14 protein-coding genes are annotated in these 14,499 nt (G+C 37.5%); 8 read left to right on the top strand and 6 right to left on the bottom strand.

The features are described from left to right. Positions 1-403: 403 nt before the first annotated feature. The 3 genes from AC21OH_RS07930 (at position 404) to AC21OH_RS07920 (ending at position 3,007) form a co-directional block, all read left to right on the top strand. Complete coding sequence (locus AC21OH_RS07930) at positions 404-1,069, top strand: c-type cytochrome (RefSeq protein WP_486536118.1); 666 nt, start codon at positions 404-406, stop codon at positions 1,067-1,069. A gap of 421 nt (positions 1,070-1,490) precedes the next feature. Next, positions 1,491-2,600, top strand: a complete 1,110-nt coding sequence (locus tag AC21OH_RS07925; protein ID WP_486536119.1) for a hypothetical protein — start codon at positions 1,491-1,493, stop codon at positions 2,598-2,600. Continuing rightward, positions 2,597-3,007 carry an RnfH family protein gene (locus AC21OH_RS07920; protein WP_487370812.1) on the top strand — a complete coding sequence of 137 codons (411 nt, stop codon included), beginning with the start codon at positions 2,597-2,599 and terminating at the stop codon, positions 3,005-3,007. Before AC21OH_RS07925 ends, AC21OH_RS07920 begins: the two co-directional genes overlap by 4 nt. A 293-nt stretch (positions 3,008-3,300) precedes the next feature. Here AC21OH_RS07920 and AC21OH_RS07915 read toward each other — a convergent pair whose 3' ends face one another. Beyond that, entirely contained in the window at positions 3,301-3,675 is a 375-nt protein-coding gene (locus AC21OH_RS07915) for an outer membrane protein assembly factor BamE (RefSeq protein ID WP_486536121.1), read from the bottom strand. A 252-nt stretch (positions 3,676-3,927) separates the two neighbouring features. Here AC21OH_RS07915 and fur point away from each other — a divergent pair, with 252 nt between their 5' ends. Continuing rightward, entirely contained in the window at positions 3,928-4,362 is a 435-nt protein-coding gene (gene fur / locus AC21OH_RS07910) for a ferric iron uptake transcriptional regulator (RefSeq protein ID WP_486536122.1), read from the top strand. 85 nt (positions 4,363-4,447) lie between these two features. Here fur and AC21OH_RS07905 read toward each other — a convergent pair whose 3' ends face one another. Together AC21OH_RS07905 and AC21OH_RS07900 are read right to left on the bottom strand one after the other, a co-directional pair. Next, complete coding sequence (locus AC21OH_RS07905; RefSeq protein ID WP_486536123.1) at positions 4,448-5,563, bottom strand: PilT/PilU family type 4a pilus ATPase; 1,116 nt, start codon at positions 5,561-5,563, stop codon at positions 4,448-4,450. 46 nt (positions 5,564-5,609) lie between these two features. Then, positions 5,610-6,650 (bottom strand): type IV pilus twitching motility protein PilT, encoded by a 1,041-nt coding sequence (locus AC21OH_RS07900; RefSeq protein WP_487370815.1) that lies wholly within the window; start codon positions 6,648-6,650, stop codon positions 5,610-5,612. A 305-nt stretch (positions 6,651-6,955) separates the two neighbouring features. On the opposite strand from AC21OH_RS07900, the gene AC21OH_RS07895 reads away from it, so the two are divergent. Beyond that, entirely contained in the window at positions 6,956-7,696 is a 741-nt protein-coding gene (locus AC21OH_RS07895) for a YggS family pyridoxal phosphate-dependent enzyme (protein ID WP_487370813.1), read from the top strand. A gap of 113 nt (positions 7,697-7,809) precedes the next feature. Here the strand turns inward: AC21OH_RS07895 and AC21OH_RS07890 are convergent, their stop codons facing one another. Beyond that, entirely contained in the window at positions 7,810-9,468 is a 1,659-nt protein-coding gene (locus AC21OH_RS07890; RefSeq protein WP_487370814.1) for an NAD+ synthase, read from the bottom strand. Positions 9,469-10,249: 781 nt separating this feature from the next. Between AC21OH_RS07890 and AC21OH_RS07885 the strand changes: the two genes are divergently transcribed. After that, positions 10,250-10,636 carry a hypothetical protein gene (locus tag AC21OH_RS07885; RefSeq protein WP_487371458.1) on the top strand — a complete coding sequence of 129 codons (387 nt, stop codon included), beginning with the start codon at positions 10,250-10,252 and terminating at the stop codon, positions 10,634-10,636. A gap of 60 nt (positions 10,637-10,696) precedes the next feature. On the opposite strand, the gene AC21OH_RS07880 is transcribed toward AC21OH_RS07885, so the two are convergent. Continuing rightward, positions 10,697-11,458, bottom strand: coding sequence for a cell division protein ZapA (locus AC21OH_RS07880; protein ID WP_487371457.1), 762 nt, complete (start codon positions 11,456-11,458; stop codon positions 10,697-10,699). Positions 11,459-11,566: 108 nt separating this feature from the next. After that, positions 11,567-11,971 (bottom strand): hypothetical protein, encoded by a 405-nt coding sequence (locus AC21OH_RS07875; protein ID WP_487371456.1) that lies wholly within the window; start codon positions 11,969-11,971, stop codon positions 11,567-11,569. 397 nt (positions 11,972-12,368) lie between these two features. Between AC21OH_RS07875 and AC21OH_RS07870 the strand changes: the two genes are divergently transcribed. After that, on the top strand, positions 12,369-13,037 hold the full coding sequence (locus tag AC21OH_RS07870) for a UPF0149 family protein (protein ID WP_487371455.1): 669 nt from the start codon (positions 12,369-12,371) through the stop codon (positions 13,035-13,037). 95 nt (positions 13,038-13,132) lie between these two features. Then, positions 13,133-14,395, top strand: a complete 1,263-nt coding sequence (gene argE, locus AC21OH_RS07865) for an acetylornithine deacetylase (protein ID WP_487371454.1) — start codon at positions 13,133-13,135, stop codon at positions 14,393-14,395. Positions 14,396-14,499 lie beyond the last annotated feature (104 nt).

Below are 14,499 nucleotides of genomic sequence, written 5' to 3'. Positions count from 1 at the left end.
CTCAGATTGACTAATATGTCACGGATAAGTAGCTATTATTACAAAACTATTGATATAATAATCCTATTAAATATTCTCTGTGAGTAGTTATAACGAAACTATAGCTCATAACCAAGCGTCTATAACCACATGGCCATTGAAAACAACCTAGTTATTAAAAACAATGTTGTTATCAAAATCAACGTCGTCATTAAAATCAACGTTGTTATAAAGTTCAGCGTAGTTTTCAAAACTTTATTGGTTGGAGTGCAGGTTTTTATCTAAGATAGGTTTATCATTATTTTAGATAACTAAGAAGCAAAGCTTAAGAGGGGAGTTTCTTAAGGTTTTGAAGCTTTGAGTTGATAGTTTTAAATATAGTTACTTAGCTACCGCCTGAAAGACTTAGTAGGATTAGACTATAATGAAAAAATTGCTCGTTGTCACCAGCGTATTATTTGCCAGTATCAGCGCCCATGCAGTTATTACTGTTCCTAAATATGATGTTGAGGCAGCTAAAGATATTGTTGCTAACAACTGTAGTGCTTGTCATGGCGAGACTGGAATTAGTGTCATACCAACTCAGCCAAATCTAGCCGGACAAAATGTTCGCTATTTATACAAACAGCTTATGGATTTTAAAACCGGCTATCGCGTAAACGGTATTATGCAAGCGCAAATTGCTGGTTTATCACAACAAGACCTTGCGAATCTTGCAGGCTATTATGCCAGTCAGAAACCTTGGACTGCTTTCGCTGGTGATCCTGCTACGAGTGAAGAAGCCAATCACTTGTTCTTAGGCGGTGATAAGTCTCGTGGTATTATCGGCTGTGCAGGCTGTCATGATCCTAAAGGCGCAGGTAATGCATATGCTGCTTTCCCTCGTATTGGTGGTCAACATGAAGAATATTTAGGGTTACAGCTTAAAATGTTCCGTGCAGCAGGTCGTGAAGATGATGTGTCTAAAGATCAGATGCGTATCAATGATGCGGCTAAAGAAGGGGATAAGGGCATGATGCAAGTGGTCGCATCAAAATTATCTGACAATGATATTAAGATATTGTCAAAATATATTAGTGCCGTACACTAAGCCTTACTTATATTTATAGCTATATAAGCTAAGCTATAAAAAATAAGCTAAATAAATTAGGTTAAATATTTAAATAAATTAAAAATCGTTTTAAATACGTCATTTAACCCAATATTTTAAGTTATACAGCCATAAACCCCGTTTTCGGGGTTTTTGTTATTATATAATGGCATTATTTGTGCTACTACATTTGATACCTTTTCTTAAATCAACCTATCTTTGTCGAACTCGCCAAACCTACGACTGGTAGTGTTAGCACTCGTTTTCCTCGATATGTAAATTTTAAGATTTGGTATGAGTTCGCTGATTATGGTTTATAGATTATTGGTCGATTTGATGTCTAATTAGGGGTTGCGGCCATGTAATGACACACATAAAGCGACATATAATATAAATACTATTCATAGCCGTGGGAATTACCATGTTAAACCGTTTTTCTTCATTGTTCATTGCTGCGTTATTGCCTTTGTTACTTTTTAGGTGGTTTGTACCAGCACCAGCAGGCCAATTAGACTTTTGGTTAATGTGGCTGGTAGCAATGTTTGCCGTTGGCTTACCGTTATTATATGCAGAAATTGGTCTTGCGCATCGTAGCTTAAAGACGCCGGCTATAGGCATTCAGGAATTAACACGTCAAGCTGACACCTCAACTTTATGGCGAAGCTTTGTTTGGATTACGGTTATCTTGTCACTGTTGATCGCAAGCTTAAGTATTGATGCGGTGAGTGCAAATCTATTAAATGCCACGCAACAACTCGGTATGCAACTAAATGTTCCGAGCATAGCTATTGCTGGTGTGATGGTGGTTATTGCTGGGTTATTGAGCTTGCTAGGGGGCGTCACATTATTAGCGGCTATTGCGCTTATTGTCGCATCCTTTTTATTAGGCGCTATTAGCAACCTATCTTCTATCAGCATGGTCATGACAGAAGCAACTTTAGGAGAATGGGCAAGGGCGGTAACGCTTGCTCTTGTGACCGTAGGCGTAGGTTCGGGACTGTATTGGTTCACAAGCCCTCTTGTCGATAGCCATGAGGATCTAAATAAATCCTATGACCGTAACCCAAAAAAAGTAGCGACCAAAACGGTATTTCCCATTTGGATCGTTCAATTGGTTATAGGTAGTATAGCGCTGATTTTCAATACTGCGGTCTTGTCGCCAGGACTAACGCTGATCTATGCGTTAGGTGTGTTAGCTGCAGCAGCTTATTTTATCCATTATGCCAGTACTCAAATTGCCACTCGATTTAATCGGTTTGGAATATGGATTGCGACAGTAATTAGCATTATTTTAACTCTGGTGATCGTCTCTATAGCCACACCTCAGATTCTAAGCGTGGCATTGGTTGTTTTAAGTATTGTGAGTGCCTTGATATTAGCCATATTCTCAGGATGGCTAATGAAAATTAGCCATATGCGCAAATCATTGAACTTTAGTTCTGAAGGGTTTTATAACCTATGGCGAGTAGCCATTCGTATCATTGTGCCAATATTAGTCATTAGTGCTATTGTCAGTTGGTTAATCGCATGAAAAACGATGTGATAATTAATACTTATTCAAGTAAAGATACTGATAAAAATACAGACACAGACACAGACACAGACACAAACACAAACATAGATGCGACATTGCCAGTGAGCTTAGCTTATGCAAAGTCGGCCAATGATCATCTTTATATCGATATGAAATTTGGAAAAAACACCACTATTTTGGAAGCACTGAGACAATTAGGCTTGCTCGATACTTTTCCTGATTTAAGACAGTGGTGCGAGGCTAATAAAGATAAGAATAAAGTTGACAACAAATCATGGCGAGTGGGTATTTTTTCACAAAAAAAACCGCTTAGTTATGTTTTACAAGCACATGATAGGATTGAGGTGTACCGACCGCTGACCATTGATCCTATGCGCAAACGCAAAAATAGAGCAATTTTATAAGCTGTAGATTTATGCATTTAGTCTTATATGCATTTAATATATATGCATTTAATCTACATGCATTTATACCGAAATATACCTTCATGCATAACTTAACATGACATAAATAAGTATAAACGACTACTTACTTTTAGCATAGCTGAAGTTTAAGTCATGCATGAATTTAAGGGATGTATACAAATCCGCTTTAAGCATAATTATTAAAAAAACATTGATTAAAAAACAATTATTTAAAAACTGTGATCAAAGCACAGTGAATGAAGTGGTTCTTAATACCAACGCCACCAACGCTGCTATTGGTTCACTTTTGGTAAAGTGTCCACACCTTCAATGCGAGTCACCACATTGGAGTCATCAAAATAGATAATTAAATGCTGCTTGGCATCACGGATAATTTGTTTGCCTTCACGAACCCCATATGTACCCGGCGTATAGTCGTAAATATAATCCCAACGATTAGGGGCTAATGAATCACGTATGGCAGGACTGCCAATCAGATAAGAGACCTGATTCTTATGCATACCAGGCTGAATTTGCTGCGCTTGCGCTTGCGTAATAGGCGTACCTTGAGGCAAATCAATTTTATAAACACTAAATACAGAGCAGCTTGCAAGAGTTAAGAAGCTTGATAAAGCGATAGGAAAAAGTAAAAATTTTAATTTATTCATAATATCACGTTTTAATAGTTACTCATTGTTTACTTGGCATGTGTCAATTAACATTGATGGTAAACGATTAATTGACTCGTAATTTATATTATTTAGACAAATGATACGTTAATTACTTGCAAATGCCTACCACTTAAGAGACTATTTAACTAATTTTGTTTTAATACATACTTTGAATATAATTTGCTAATAAGCGCTTATGCTAACTAAAGCCTAATAAACATTCACAACTATAAATATATAAGGAATGCTATGAAATTTACAAATCAGGATTTACGTAAAGCAGGGTTAAAGATTACTTTACCTCGTGTCAAGATACTAGAACTTCTTGAAAGCGCTGAACACCACCATATGAGTGCAGAGGAAGTTTATAAAGCTCTCATAGAACAAGGTGAAGATGTGGGTCTGGCAACAGTATATCGCGTTTTAACTCAGTTTGAACAGGCAGGTATCGTAGAGCGTCACAATTTTGAAAATAACTTATCTGTGTTTGAAATAATGACAGATGAGCATCACGATCATCTGGTTTGCGATATATGCGGTAAAATTATTGAGTTCCATAACGAAATTATTGAAAATGAGCAGCTAAAAGTTGCTCAGGAACATGGCTTTAGGTTATCAGGTCACTCATTGGTATTATATGGTATTTGTAATAATGTAGAATGCCAAAATATTGCCTCTAAATAATATTTTTATATAAATCAAAGGAGCAAACCTGCTGGTTCGCTCCTTTTTTTACATTAAAACTTAAGCTTAAGCATACAGATTAGGATCAATGATCGATTGATAGTGCCATTAAATCTTCAGACCTATTATTATCTAATTTACTTTCAAGCTTAATTCTCAAGCGTAAATCATTAGGTGAATCTGCATTGCGAATGGCGTCTTTATAGGTAATTTTTTGTTGTTCGTGCAAGTTATATAATGCTTGATCGAAGGTTTGCATGCCCACTTCATTAGACCGTGCCATGAGCTCTTTTATCTCATTAATTTGCTTTTTACGTATATAGTCACTGACTAAGGTAGAGTTTAATAAGATCTCTAGTGCCGCATATCTACCATCTTCGTGTGCTGCGGGTATAAGCTGCTGCGCTATAATAGCATTAAGATTTAAAGACAAATCCATAAACAATTGATCATGACGAGTATATTCAAAAAAACTAACAATGCGATCTAATGTTTGACTGGCATTGTTAGCGTGTAAGGTTGCCAGTACTAGATGGCCAGTCTCAGCATATTGTAAGGCGTAGCTCATGACTTCACGGTTTCTAATTTCACCAATGGAGATTACATCAGGTGCTTGACGTAGCGTATTTTCAAGTGCCACTTCAAAAGACTCTGTGTCCACCCCCACTTCACGCTGAGTAACAATACAGCCCTCATGGTGGTGTTCAAACTCAATAGGATCTTCAAGAGTGATAATATGATCATTGGTCTCACGATTACGCAGACCTAACATCGCAGCAAGCGTGGTTGATTTACCCGTACCCGTGCCACCAACGATTAAAACTATTCCGCGTTTTGCTAAGGCTAGGTCTTTAATAACAGGGGGAAAGTTTAATTGTTGAAGGGTAGGGATTTTAGATTCAATCTTACGCAGCACCATACCTGCGCTGCCCCGTTGTATAAACGCACTTACTCTAAACCGCGTGGTTTGCGACTTATCATAGATAGAAAATTGCAGCTCTTGATGCCGATTAAACTCTTGACGCTGCTGCTCTGTCATACAGTTTAGTACCAGCTTCATACACTGTTCACTAGTAAGCGGTGTATTACCGACAGCTCTGATTGTCCCATTGATTTTGAGTGATGGCGGGGCACCTGCGGTTATAAATAAATCAGAACCATTTTTAGTAATAAAGGTTTGAAGCAAGTCGTTAAAATTCATGGCAGTTTAGCTCGAGATAAGAGTCATTAATATCATTATGTAGTGATTACATAAATGAGTCTGGTTGTTTGGCATAAGGCTTAGCAGTTGCTAAATCAATCGTATTATTGTCCACAAGGTTTTTTAAAGACTTGTCTAAGGTGATCATACCTTCACTTGATCCCGTTTGGATAGAGGAGTAAATTTGCGCCAATTTGTTTTCTCTTATCAGGTTACGTACCGCAGTGGTTCCAATCATAATCTCATGTGCTGCTACACGTCCGCCTGTTTTTCTTTTGAGTAATACTTGAGACACTACTGCTTGTAGAGATTCAGATAGCATGGAGCGAATCATTTCTTTTTCTGCGGCCGGAAAAACATCCACAATACGATCAATCGTTTTAGCTGCTGAGCTCGTATGTAAGGTGGCAAATACTAAATGTCCTGTTTCAGCCGCGGTTAATGCCAAACGTATGGTCTCTAAATCGCGTAATTCACCAACCAATATCACATCTGGATCTTCGCGCAAGGCTGAGCGTAATGCAGCATCAAAACTATGCGTATGACGATGAACTTCACGCTGATTGATTAAGCTTTGCTTAGAGTGATGTACAAATTCGATAGGGTCTTCGATAGTCAATATATGCTCTTTACGAGTCTCATTGATGTAATCTAGCATGGATGCAAGCGTTGTGGACTTACCTGACCCTGTTGGACCAGTTACTAAGACAATACCACGCTTATGACTCGATATCTTTCTAAATACCTCACCTAGCCCTAAGTTTTCTAATGTTAAAACTGACTCAGGTATCGTACGCAGTACAGCGCTAGCTCCACGGCTTTGATTAAATGCATTTACCCTATAGCGAGATAAACCAGATATTTCAAATGAGAAGTCTGTTTCCAAATGTTCTTCATAGTCAGCACGCTGCTGATCAGTCATGACATCATATATTAAGCCTTGAACCATTTTGTGGTCCATAGCGGGCATATTGACCTTAACCATATCGCCATCCACTCTAATGATGGCTGGCATGCCTGCTGATAAATGTAAATCTGAGGCATTGTGTTTATGCGCAAACCTTAACAGGCTTTCGATGCTAACAATTCCTTTTTCTGACACCGTATGGTTCCTTTTTAAATCTATGTCGGTTTTGATTAGATAGATGACTCATTTTTTGATTAAGCTCAAAGTTGTATAATTCTTAAGTGCCACTATCATATCAAGGCTAAAAATAATTGTCAGATATTATTTCATTTACTTTTAATTTAAACTTCTATTAAATTTTGACGAAGTATATATTAAAATATAAGCCACTTTACCTGGTGTTGCAAATTTACTGACGAGTGTATTAGAGAAACACTGGCGCTAGTGTTAGGATTATATTTAAATAGATTAATCGAGAATATGAAATGACAGCAACAAACCTTATAAAGAATTGGCAAAACGTACGTGACCAAATTTGTGAAGTAGAAGACTCAATATCTCAAAGTGATTCAATAGAAAATATTAATAAAAAAAATGAAGTGACTCTTTTGGCAGTCTCCAAAACCAAACCTGCTCAAATGGTGGCAGAATTAGCAAAGGCGGGTCAAGTTCATTTTGGAGAAAACTACTTACAAGAGGCGCAAGATAAAATTAATGAGGTCTATCACCTGTTGGCTGGTGACTCTGATCAAGCTGCCTCTAAACGGCTCGTATGGCACTATATCGGGCATATACAGCGTAATAAAACCCACGATATTGCCAGTGCTTTTGATTGGGTACATACCATTGAAAGAGACATCATTGCCAAACGATTAAATAATCAGCGTCCTGATGATAAGGACAATTTGAATGTATTAATCCAAGTTAATATAGATAAAGAGGAGAGCAAATCAGGATGTATGCCAGAAGCGCTGAACGAGCTTGTCAAAACGGTTAAAACATATGATCGATTAAATTTACGCGGATTGATGATTATACCATCTACGGAAGATACGGGCGCTTTTGAGCGTACCAAAACGCTTTTTGATGACATTCGCCAAAGTCACCCTGAATTAACAATGTGGGATTCTCTAAGTATGGGAATGAGTAGTGACTTACAACAAGCTATTGCTCAGGGTTCTACTATGGTAAGAGTCGGCAGTGCTATTTTTGGTGAACGTGAATAGAATCAAATACAATCAATCTAACAGATAATTTTGTTTTATAAAAAAGGGCCGCATATTGCGGCCCTTTTTTTAACTTTTAATTCTAAATTCATATAAAAAGCTAATTCGCTAAACTATTCTTCCGTTTTCCATCCATTAACGAGTGGATAACGACGCTCACGTCCAAAAGCTTTGTGACTAATTTTAGTACCAATAGGTGCCTGACGACGTTTAAACTCGCTATTATCTACAAGTTGTATGGTTCGACTGACCACGGCGGGCTCAAATCCTTTAGCAACAATATCTTCATACCCTAAATCATTATCAATATAGTCTTTTAAAATAGCATCTAAAACATCATAATTAGGTAAGCTGTCTTGATCCTTTTGATCAGGACGCAGTTCAGCAGAAGGCGGGCGTGTTATTACACGCTCTGGTATAACATCGGAATCTTCTAAGCGATTACGATAGGTTGCAAGCGCATAAACCTGTGTTTTGTAGACGTCTTTAAGCACATCAAAACCACCAGCCATATCGCCATACAATGTCGCATATCCTACTGCCATTTCAGACTTATTACCTGTCGTAATGACCAAATGACCAAACTTATTAGAAAGTGCCATTAATATCATGCCTCGCGCTCGAGCTTGAATATTTTCTTCAGTAGTATCTGCTTTAGATTTGCTAAATAGGGGCGCGAGCGTATGACGCATACCATCGACAGCGTCGTGTATGGGACAGACAGTGTAAGACACATTCAAACGACGTGCCTGAGCTTGCGCGTCTTCTAGACTAATCTGTGAAGTGTACTCATAAGGCATCATAACCGCATAGACCTTATCTGCACCTAACGCATCAACCGCAATACATAAAGTCAATGCCGAGTCGATACCACCGGATAACCCAACAATAACACCACCAAATCCAGAATGATTAACATAGTCGCGTAGACCGACGACAAGTGCTTGATACATTTCAGATTCAGTACTCAGCTGCAAAGGTGCTTTGTCTTGAGTATCGAATTTACCTTGTTCAATATCATAGGTTGCATATAGGGTTTGCTCTAAAAACCTTGACGCTTCATGCGCCACTTGGCCGTTAGGCTGCACCACCATAGAACCACCATCAAACACTAAGTCGTCTTGGCCACCTACCGCATTCACATATACGATTGGAATGCTATTTTTAGAGGCACGTTCATTAAGCATGGCTTGACGAACAGACTGTTTGTTCGATTCAAAAGGAGACGCATTTATACTGATAACTAAATCAGCGCCTTGATCTTTTAAAGCTTTAAGCGGCTCTTCTTGCCATAAATCTTCGCAGATCAGTAGACCTATGGTCACCCCTTGATAATCAAACAAGACTTGATTGCGACCTTTATCAAAATAGCGGCGTTCATCAAATACACCATAGTTAGGCAAATACTGCTTATGGTAGAATCCTTTTTGTTGACCATTTTGTATGATAGCGGCTGAGTTGAACGTACCATGATAATCAACATGCGGATAGCCAATAATCATCACGATATCATTAATATCGCTTAGAGAATTTAGAGCAGCTTTAACACGATCGGATAGGCGAGGACGTAATAATAAATCTTCCGGTGGATACCCTAATAAAGCCAGTTCAGGGAATACAATAATATCCGCACCATTATCACGAGCTTCGATAGCTAAGGCACGCATTCTATCAATGTTAGCTTGAATGTCACCTACCATGAAGTGGGACTGGGCGAGGGCAAATTTAAGCTGTTTTCCTTTTAATTGTTGTTGAGTGTTATCGCTTGACATTTAATATCCTATAAATTTGGGTGTGCATGTGTTATGTATTGAATGTTATGTTATTAAAATAAATTGGTAATATCAGATCAAATAATTATTTAATTATCCATATAAGAAGATATGAGCCCCGTCAAATTAATAGTAAGATAAGTAAAATAGATGATAAGAGTTCTTTTTAAATCTATTAAGTCCTATAACTTTTATTAAAATTACCTCATTTAGAACTGAGCTGACTAATATATATTTGAACAGAATATTTTAAATTAAAATTTCTTCAAGGGTAAAGTAAACCCATGAACAGTTATTCTCCAACGCTTATAATAAGCTTTTCAATAATTTTTATAGCAGCAATTAAATATATAACGTTTTATAATAAATATTACTAGTATAGCATCAAAAATTTAATCATTTATAAACCAGTTATACTTCTTGTCCAAGACTTGTTCCTATTAATTAAATGATGTATAGATATAGTATTGATTACTTTATAAATATTTTGACATGACTGTGTAAATCAATTTATTGTTAATTTATAATTTAATAAACCAAGTGATTCCATACACTCATTATCAAATCAAATTAAGTGTTATAGTTTTTATTTAAACAAACATAAATATTTAATCACTATATCGGATATATTCCAACTATTTTATAGCGCCAATTAAATCGCTTTAAAACAGTTATTTTATAACACATCTATTCAAATAGAGATAAGTCTATGCTCACGTTTTTTTCTTTTCTATTTCTTTTCACCATAATGTGGGTCTTAATGTGGGCATTTTTTAAATTTATGTATCCAAAACCACCGAAAGCTTTTATGCCAAAACTAGGGGATATAATTACTCCCAGAGAGTGTGATTATTGTAATCACCCGTTAGCTGAATACCGTGGTGTGTTAGAGAGAAAACCTCTAGATACTCTTACTGAGCACCAACAAGACAAACTCAATAGTATTGAGAGCGAAATTGAAAAGCTTAAAAAGGTTATAGAGGAAGAAAAGGTCAAACAGGCAGCGGGGTACAAATATCTATCGCTAAAACAAAAGCGTCAAGCGAAGTCTGAATTAGAAGAAAAAGAAAAACAGCTCTTTCAACAAAAACAAGCCGCTAAGCAATTAGCGACTTGGTTTTATTGCAATTATGAACATCAAGCTCAATTTCATGCTGAAAGAAGTTAGGATTTAGTGAGCTTTAAACTATTGTATTGTAGAGCGTTTAGTTAGATAGTATCTGAATAATTAGTCTTTATGCTCATAGTCTTGTAGCATTTGATCTACCAATGTATTGGCCTGTTGCAAAGTTTGCGCATCCGAGCTTGCTGAATGTTTGGCTTGCGACATTTTTTCATATAGATTTAAACACGCTAATACCAATAAATTTTTGGGCGATAGCATAGGTGCATCGTCGCGTAAATCATTTATGAATTCATTGATATCTCGCGTGGCAGCATATAGCTCTTCTTCTTCGCCCTCAGGACAATAAATAGTGTAGTCCTCGTTTAATATAGTAATATCAACAGGCAAAGAGGGCGGCTCAATGTTTAATTCATTGTCTATATCATTAACACTACTTTGGGTAGCAGTAATGGTATCATTTAAAAAATCATCATTATCATCATAATCAATTGGATTGAAGCTGTCTTGAGTGTCTCTTTGAGGTTCGATGATGATTTCCTCATCAATATAATCTTGATTATTAAAGACTGACTTATTAGCGTTTGTGGCGCTATTATTATTAATTGCATCACCTTCAACACCTTCAACATCGCCACTGTCTATGCTTTCAATATTATCATGTGGGTAGTCATGATTGGGCGCGCTAATATGAACCTCTTGATTGGCTTCTAAATTTGTCTCAGCCTTTGAATTAACGAATTCTGACTCTACATTATTATAGTTAGCATCGTCTACCTCTAAAGGTTTTGAACGACTTTCATTTAAACTATTCGAGCTATTTAAACTATCGTGACTGCTGTTATTCGTATTATTTAGGTTTGACATAGGCTTCTCGTAAGATATTAGACGGGAATTAGGTGTCATATCAGAAAGAGGGTTTGTAACTATTTACCATTTCACATTCTGATAAGGTATCGCTCAATAGAGTATGAATTAAGCTTGATCAATTTTTGTTAATCGTTCATAGACCACGCGAGTATGCTCACGTGCCAGTCGGTTTTTCTCTAGCAATTTATGGTTCGCTTCTTCAAGTGTTTTAACCTGCGCTGCCATTTCAGTATGCTTATCTTTTAGTTGGTTGTGACTATCAATCAACAACTGATGTTCTTTATCTAATTGATCAAATTTATTTTGTAGTTCAGTATATTGTTCACAGCTTTTATTATAAGCCGTATCAGAATCATTGAGCTGTTGTTTGACTTGATTTAATTCCTCAATATCCGCAGACGGTGTAGATTTTAAGGTATTTAACTCTGTATGGGTGGATTGATAGCGCTGGCGAGCGTCATGAAGCACTTCATCCAAACGCTGCAACTTTTCAATTAACTGTTCGGTCATGAGTATTCACTTTTAAAAAAGGTGTATTTTGGTTTAAATGCTATATATATTCAGCGAACTACTAAACGGTTACGGCGTTAACCTCGCTAAGCCAACATGAGTAGTACTTGCACTCGGTTGACTTGTAGCCATTTTAGACTTCTTTGACTATAAATTGAATATTATATGTTCATTACCTTTAATAATGCCACAGATGCCCACATTATATCTAGCATTAGGATGTTAACGAATGTTTTTAAAGTAGGTAGAGACAACATTATTAATTCACGGTAATCTACGGCTCAACAATCTACAGCGTAACAATTTAGATCATAGTTAAGAAGTTTCTACTCGCTAGCAACCGTATGTTTTGCTTTAAGACGACTTATGCATTTGATGATACAAAGGTTAAAGAATTATGAATGATGATATTTCAGGCTGGAATGACTGGACACGAGCATTTGCTGATTGGAATGATATCAGTATCAGTGAGCTTCATGGTCTTATGACAGGATTAATGACCGTATGCCATGCCCCCTCAAACACTCAAGAATGGGAAGAGTTATTAACAGAATTAAGCTTTTCTATTCCAAGTGAGTCTGCATTAACTTTACTTGCTGAAGAAGCTGAAGATACGGCGTTTCAATTAAAAGATAAAGACGATGCCTATCAGTATTCGCCATTACTACCCGATGATGAGCACAATTTGTTCGAACGAGTCATAGCTTTAAAAGATTGGGCTAATGGCTTTATGACAGGATTTGGGGTGACTGATTCTAAATTAAGCGCTGAGGAGAATACGATTTTATCTGATCTGTCCAAAATAGGCAGTATCCGTATCTCTCCTGAGGATGAGTTTGAGGGCGGAGAAGAGTCTTATCTTTACTTGTACGAATTTGTGCGTATGGTGCCAGTCAGCTTTGCTACAAGACCTCGTAAGGCGCTAATGTCGCTGCCGTTAATTGCAGGGTTATCACTAGGTGCAAAGACGGCGCAGGAGCTTGAACAAGAAGGACATACCAAAACTCCTACTCAATCACCTATGCCACCGGTCGTCGATGCGATGAATAGACACAATCCATCGTAACCTAAATTTTTAAAGTTGCGGGTATGTTCAAAAAGGTCTAGGCTGACTTATTGTTATTTATCATGTGATAATTGCTATTTGTTAAAGGTTAAAGTATGACTTCCAAAAGCAGCAGTACCTCTCAAGTTAACTGGTCTAGTAGTGATGATTATCCAGCAAATAGTATAAAGTGGCTTAGCAAACTTATTGGCTTTGATACAGTGAGTCGCCATTCAAATCTAGCACTTATTGAAGAGGTTCAAGCTTACTGTCATAGTTTAGGCTTAACGCCTTATCTGACTTACAATGAGGCTAAAACCAAAGCTAACTTATTTGTGACTATACCTGCTACCAAAGCTGCGCTTAACGCATCTGCAAATGATCTAAATGCAAATCATTTAAATGGAGGCATTGTACTCTCTGGGCATACCGATGTGGTGCCTGTCGATGGGCAAGTGTGGACATCAGACCCCTTTGAAGCGCAAATCAGAGATGGCAGATTGTATGGACGCGGCGCTTGTGATATGAAAGGATTTATCGCCTGTGCGTTAGCTGCATTACCGAAAGCTGTGATGTTGTCAGAGCAAAACAAGCTTAAGCGGCCACTGCATTTAGCGCTATCGTTTGATGAAGAAGTCGGGTGTTTGGGCGCGCCATTATTACTAGAGGATCTACAGCAACGAGGCATTACTCCCGATTATTGTATTGTCGGTGAGCCCTCTTCGATGAAGCTTGTCACCGCACATAAAGGAATTTCTGTATTTCGCTGCTCAGTTCACGGTAAGTCGGTACATTCTTCTCTCACTCCGCAGGGGGTAAATGCCATTAGTTATGCCGCAAAGCTTATTGGCTTTATCGACGAATTGGCGAATCGCTTAACTCATTCAGAAAATAATGATGATGGTTTTGATATCCCATTTTCTACCCTGTCCATTGGGACAATAGCGGGAGGTACGGCCACTAATATCGTACCGAACTTATGCCAGTTTACTTTCGATTATCGCAACCTACCAAGTATGCATACCAAAGACATTCTACCGGCTATTCAGCAGAAAATTGATGAGTTAAATGAGCAAATGCAGCATATTGATAGGAATACAGGTATTGAGATTGAGCAGCTTGAAAGCGTGCCAGCGATGACCGATAGTGAAAGTGAAGCATTGCAAGAGTTGATTGCAGGATTAGTTAAAGAGTCTGCGCGGCATAAAGTTGCTTATGCAACAGAGGGTGGTCAATTTACGAATGCGGGTATTCCTACTATCATATGTGGTCCAGGCAGTATTGAGCAAGCGCATAAACCGGATGAATATATCGAGATTGACCAAATTGAACAATGCGATGTATTTATTAATGAAGTATTAACTACCTTACAATGCTGATGATTCAATGACCATGATTCAATGACCATGATTAAATGACCATTATTAAATGACCACGAAAACTAAAAAAGGAACCTCAGTTTATGAGGTTCCTTTTTTTAAGA

This window comes from Psychrobacter sp. CX10 (assembly GCF_057621575.2).
The sequence above is the reverse complement of the archived record's forward strand: the minus strand, read 5'-3'. Positions and strand labels throughout refer to the sequence as shown.

Bases quoted from the DNA above. Each gene is read 5' to 3' on its own strand.
- AC21OH_RS07930 (WP_486536118.1), top strand. From the start codon at position 404: ATGAAAAAATTGCTCGTTGTCACCAGCGTATTATTTGCCAGTATCAGC.
- AC21OH_RS07925 (WP_486536119.1), top strand. From the start codon at position 1,491: ATGTTAAACCGTTTTTCTTCATTGTTCATTGCTGCGTTATTGCCTTTG.
- AC21OH_RS07920 (WP_487370812.1), top strand. From the start codon at position 2,597: ATGAAAAACGATGTGATAATTAATACTTATTCAAGTAAAGATACTGAT.
- AC21OH_RS07915 (WP_486536121.1), bottom strand. From the start codon at position 3,675: ATGAATAAATTAAAATTTTTACTTTTTCCTATCGCTTTATCAAGCTTC.
- fur (WP_486536122.1), top strand. From the start codon at position 3,928: ATGAAATTTACAAATCAGGATTTACGTAAAGCAGGGTTAAAGATTACT.
- AC21OH_RS07905 (WP_486536123.1), bottom strand. From the start codon at position 5,563: ATGAATTTTAACGACTTGCTTCAAACCTTTATTACTAAAAATGGTTCT.
- AC21OH_RS07895 (WP_487370813.1), top strand. From the start codon at position 6,956: ATGACAGCAACAAACCTTATAAAGAATTGGCAAAACGTACGTGACCAA.
- AC21OH_RS07890 (WP_487370814.1), bottom strand. From the start codon at position 9,468: ATGTCAAGCGATAACACTCAACAACAATTAAAAGGAAAACAGCTTAAA.
- AC21OH_RS07885 (WP_487371458.1), top strand. From the start codon at position 10,250: ATGTATCCAAAACCACCGAAAGCTTTTATGCCAAAACTAGGGGATATA.
- AC21OH_RS07880 (WP_487371457.1), bottom strand. From the start codon at position 11,458: ATGTCAAACCTAAATAATACGAATAACAGCAGTCACGATAGTTTAAAT.
- AC21OH_RS07875 (WP_487371456.1), bottom strand. From the start codon at position 11,971: ATGACCGAACAGTTAATTGAAAAGTTGCAGCGTTTGGATGAAGTGCTT.
- AC21OH_RS07870 (WP_487371455.1), top strand. From the start codon at position 12,369: ATGAATGATGATATTTCAGGCTGGAATGACTGGACACGAGCATTTGCT.
- argE (WP_487371454.1), top strand. From the start codon at position 13,133: ATGACTTCCAAAAGCAGCAGTACCTCTCAAGTTAACTGGTCTAGTAGT.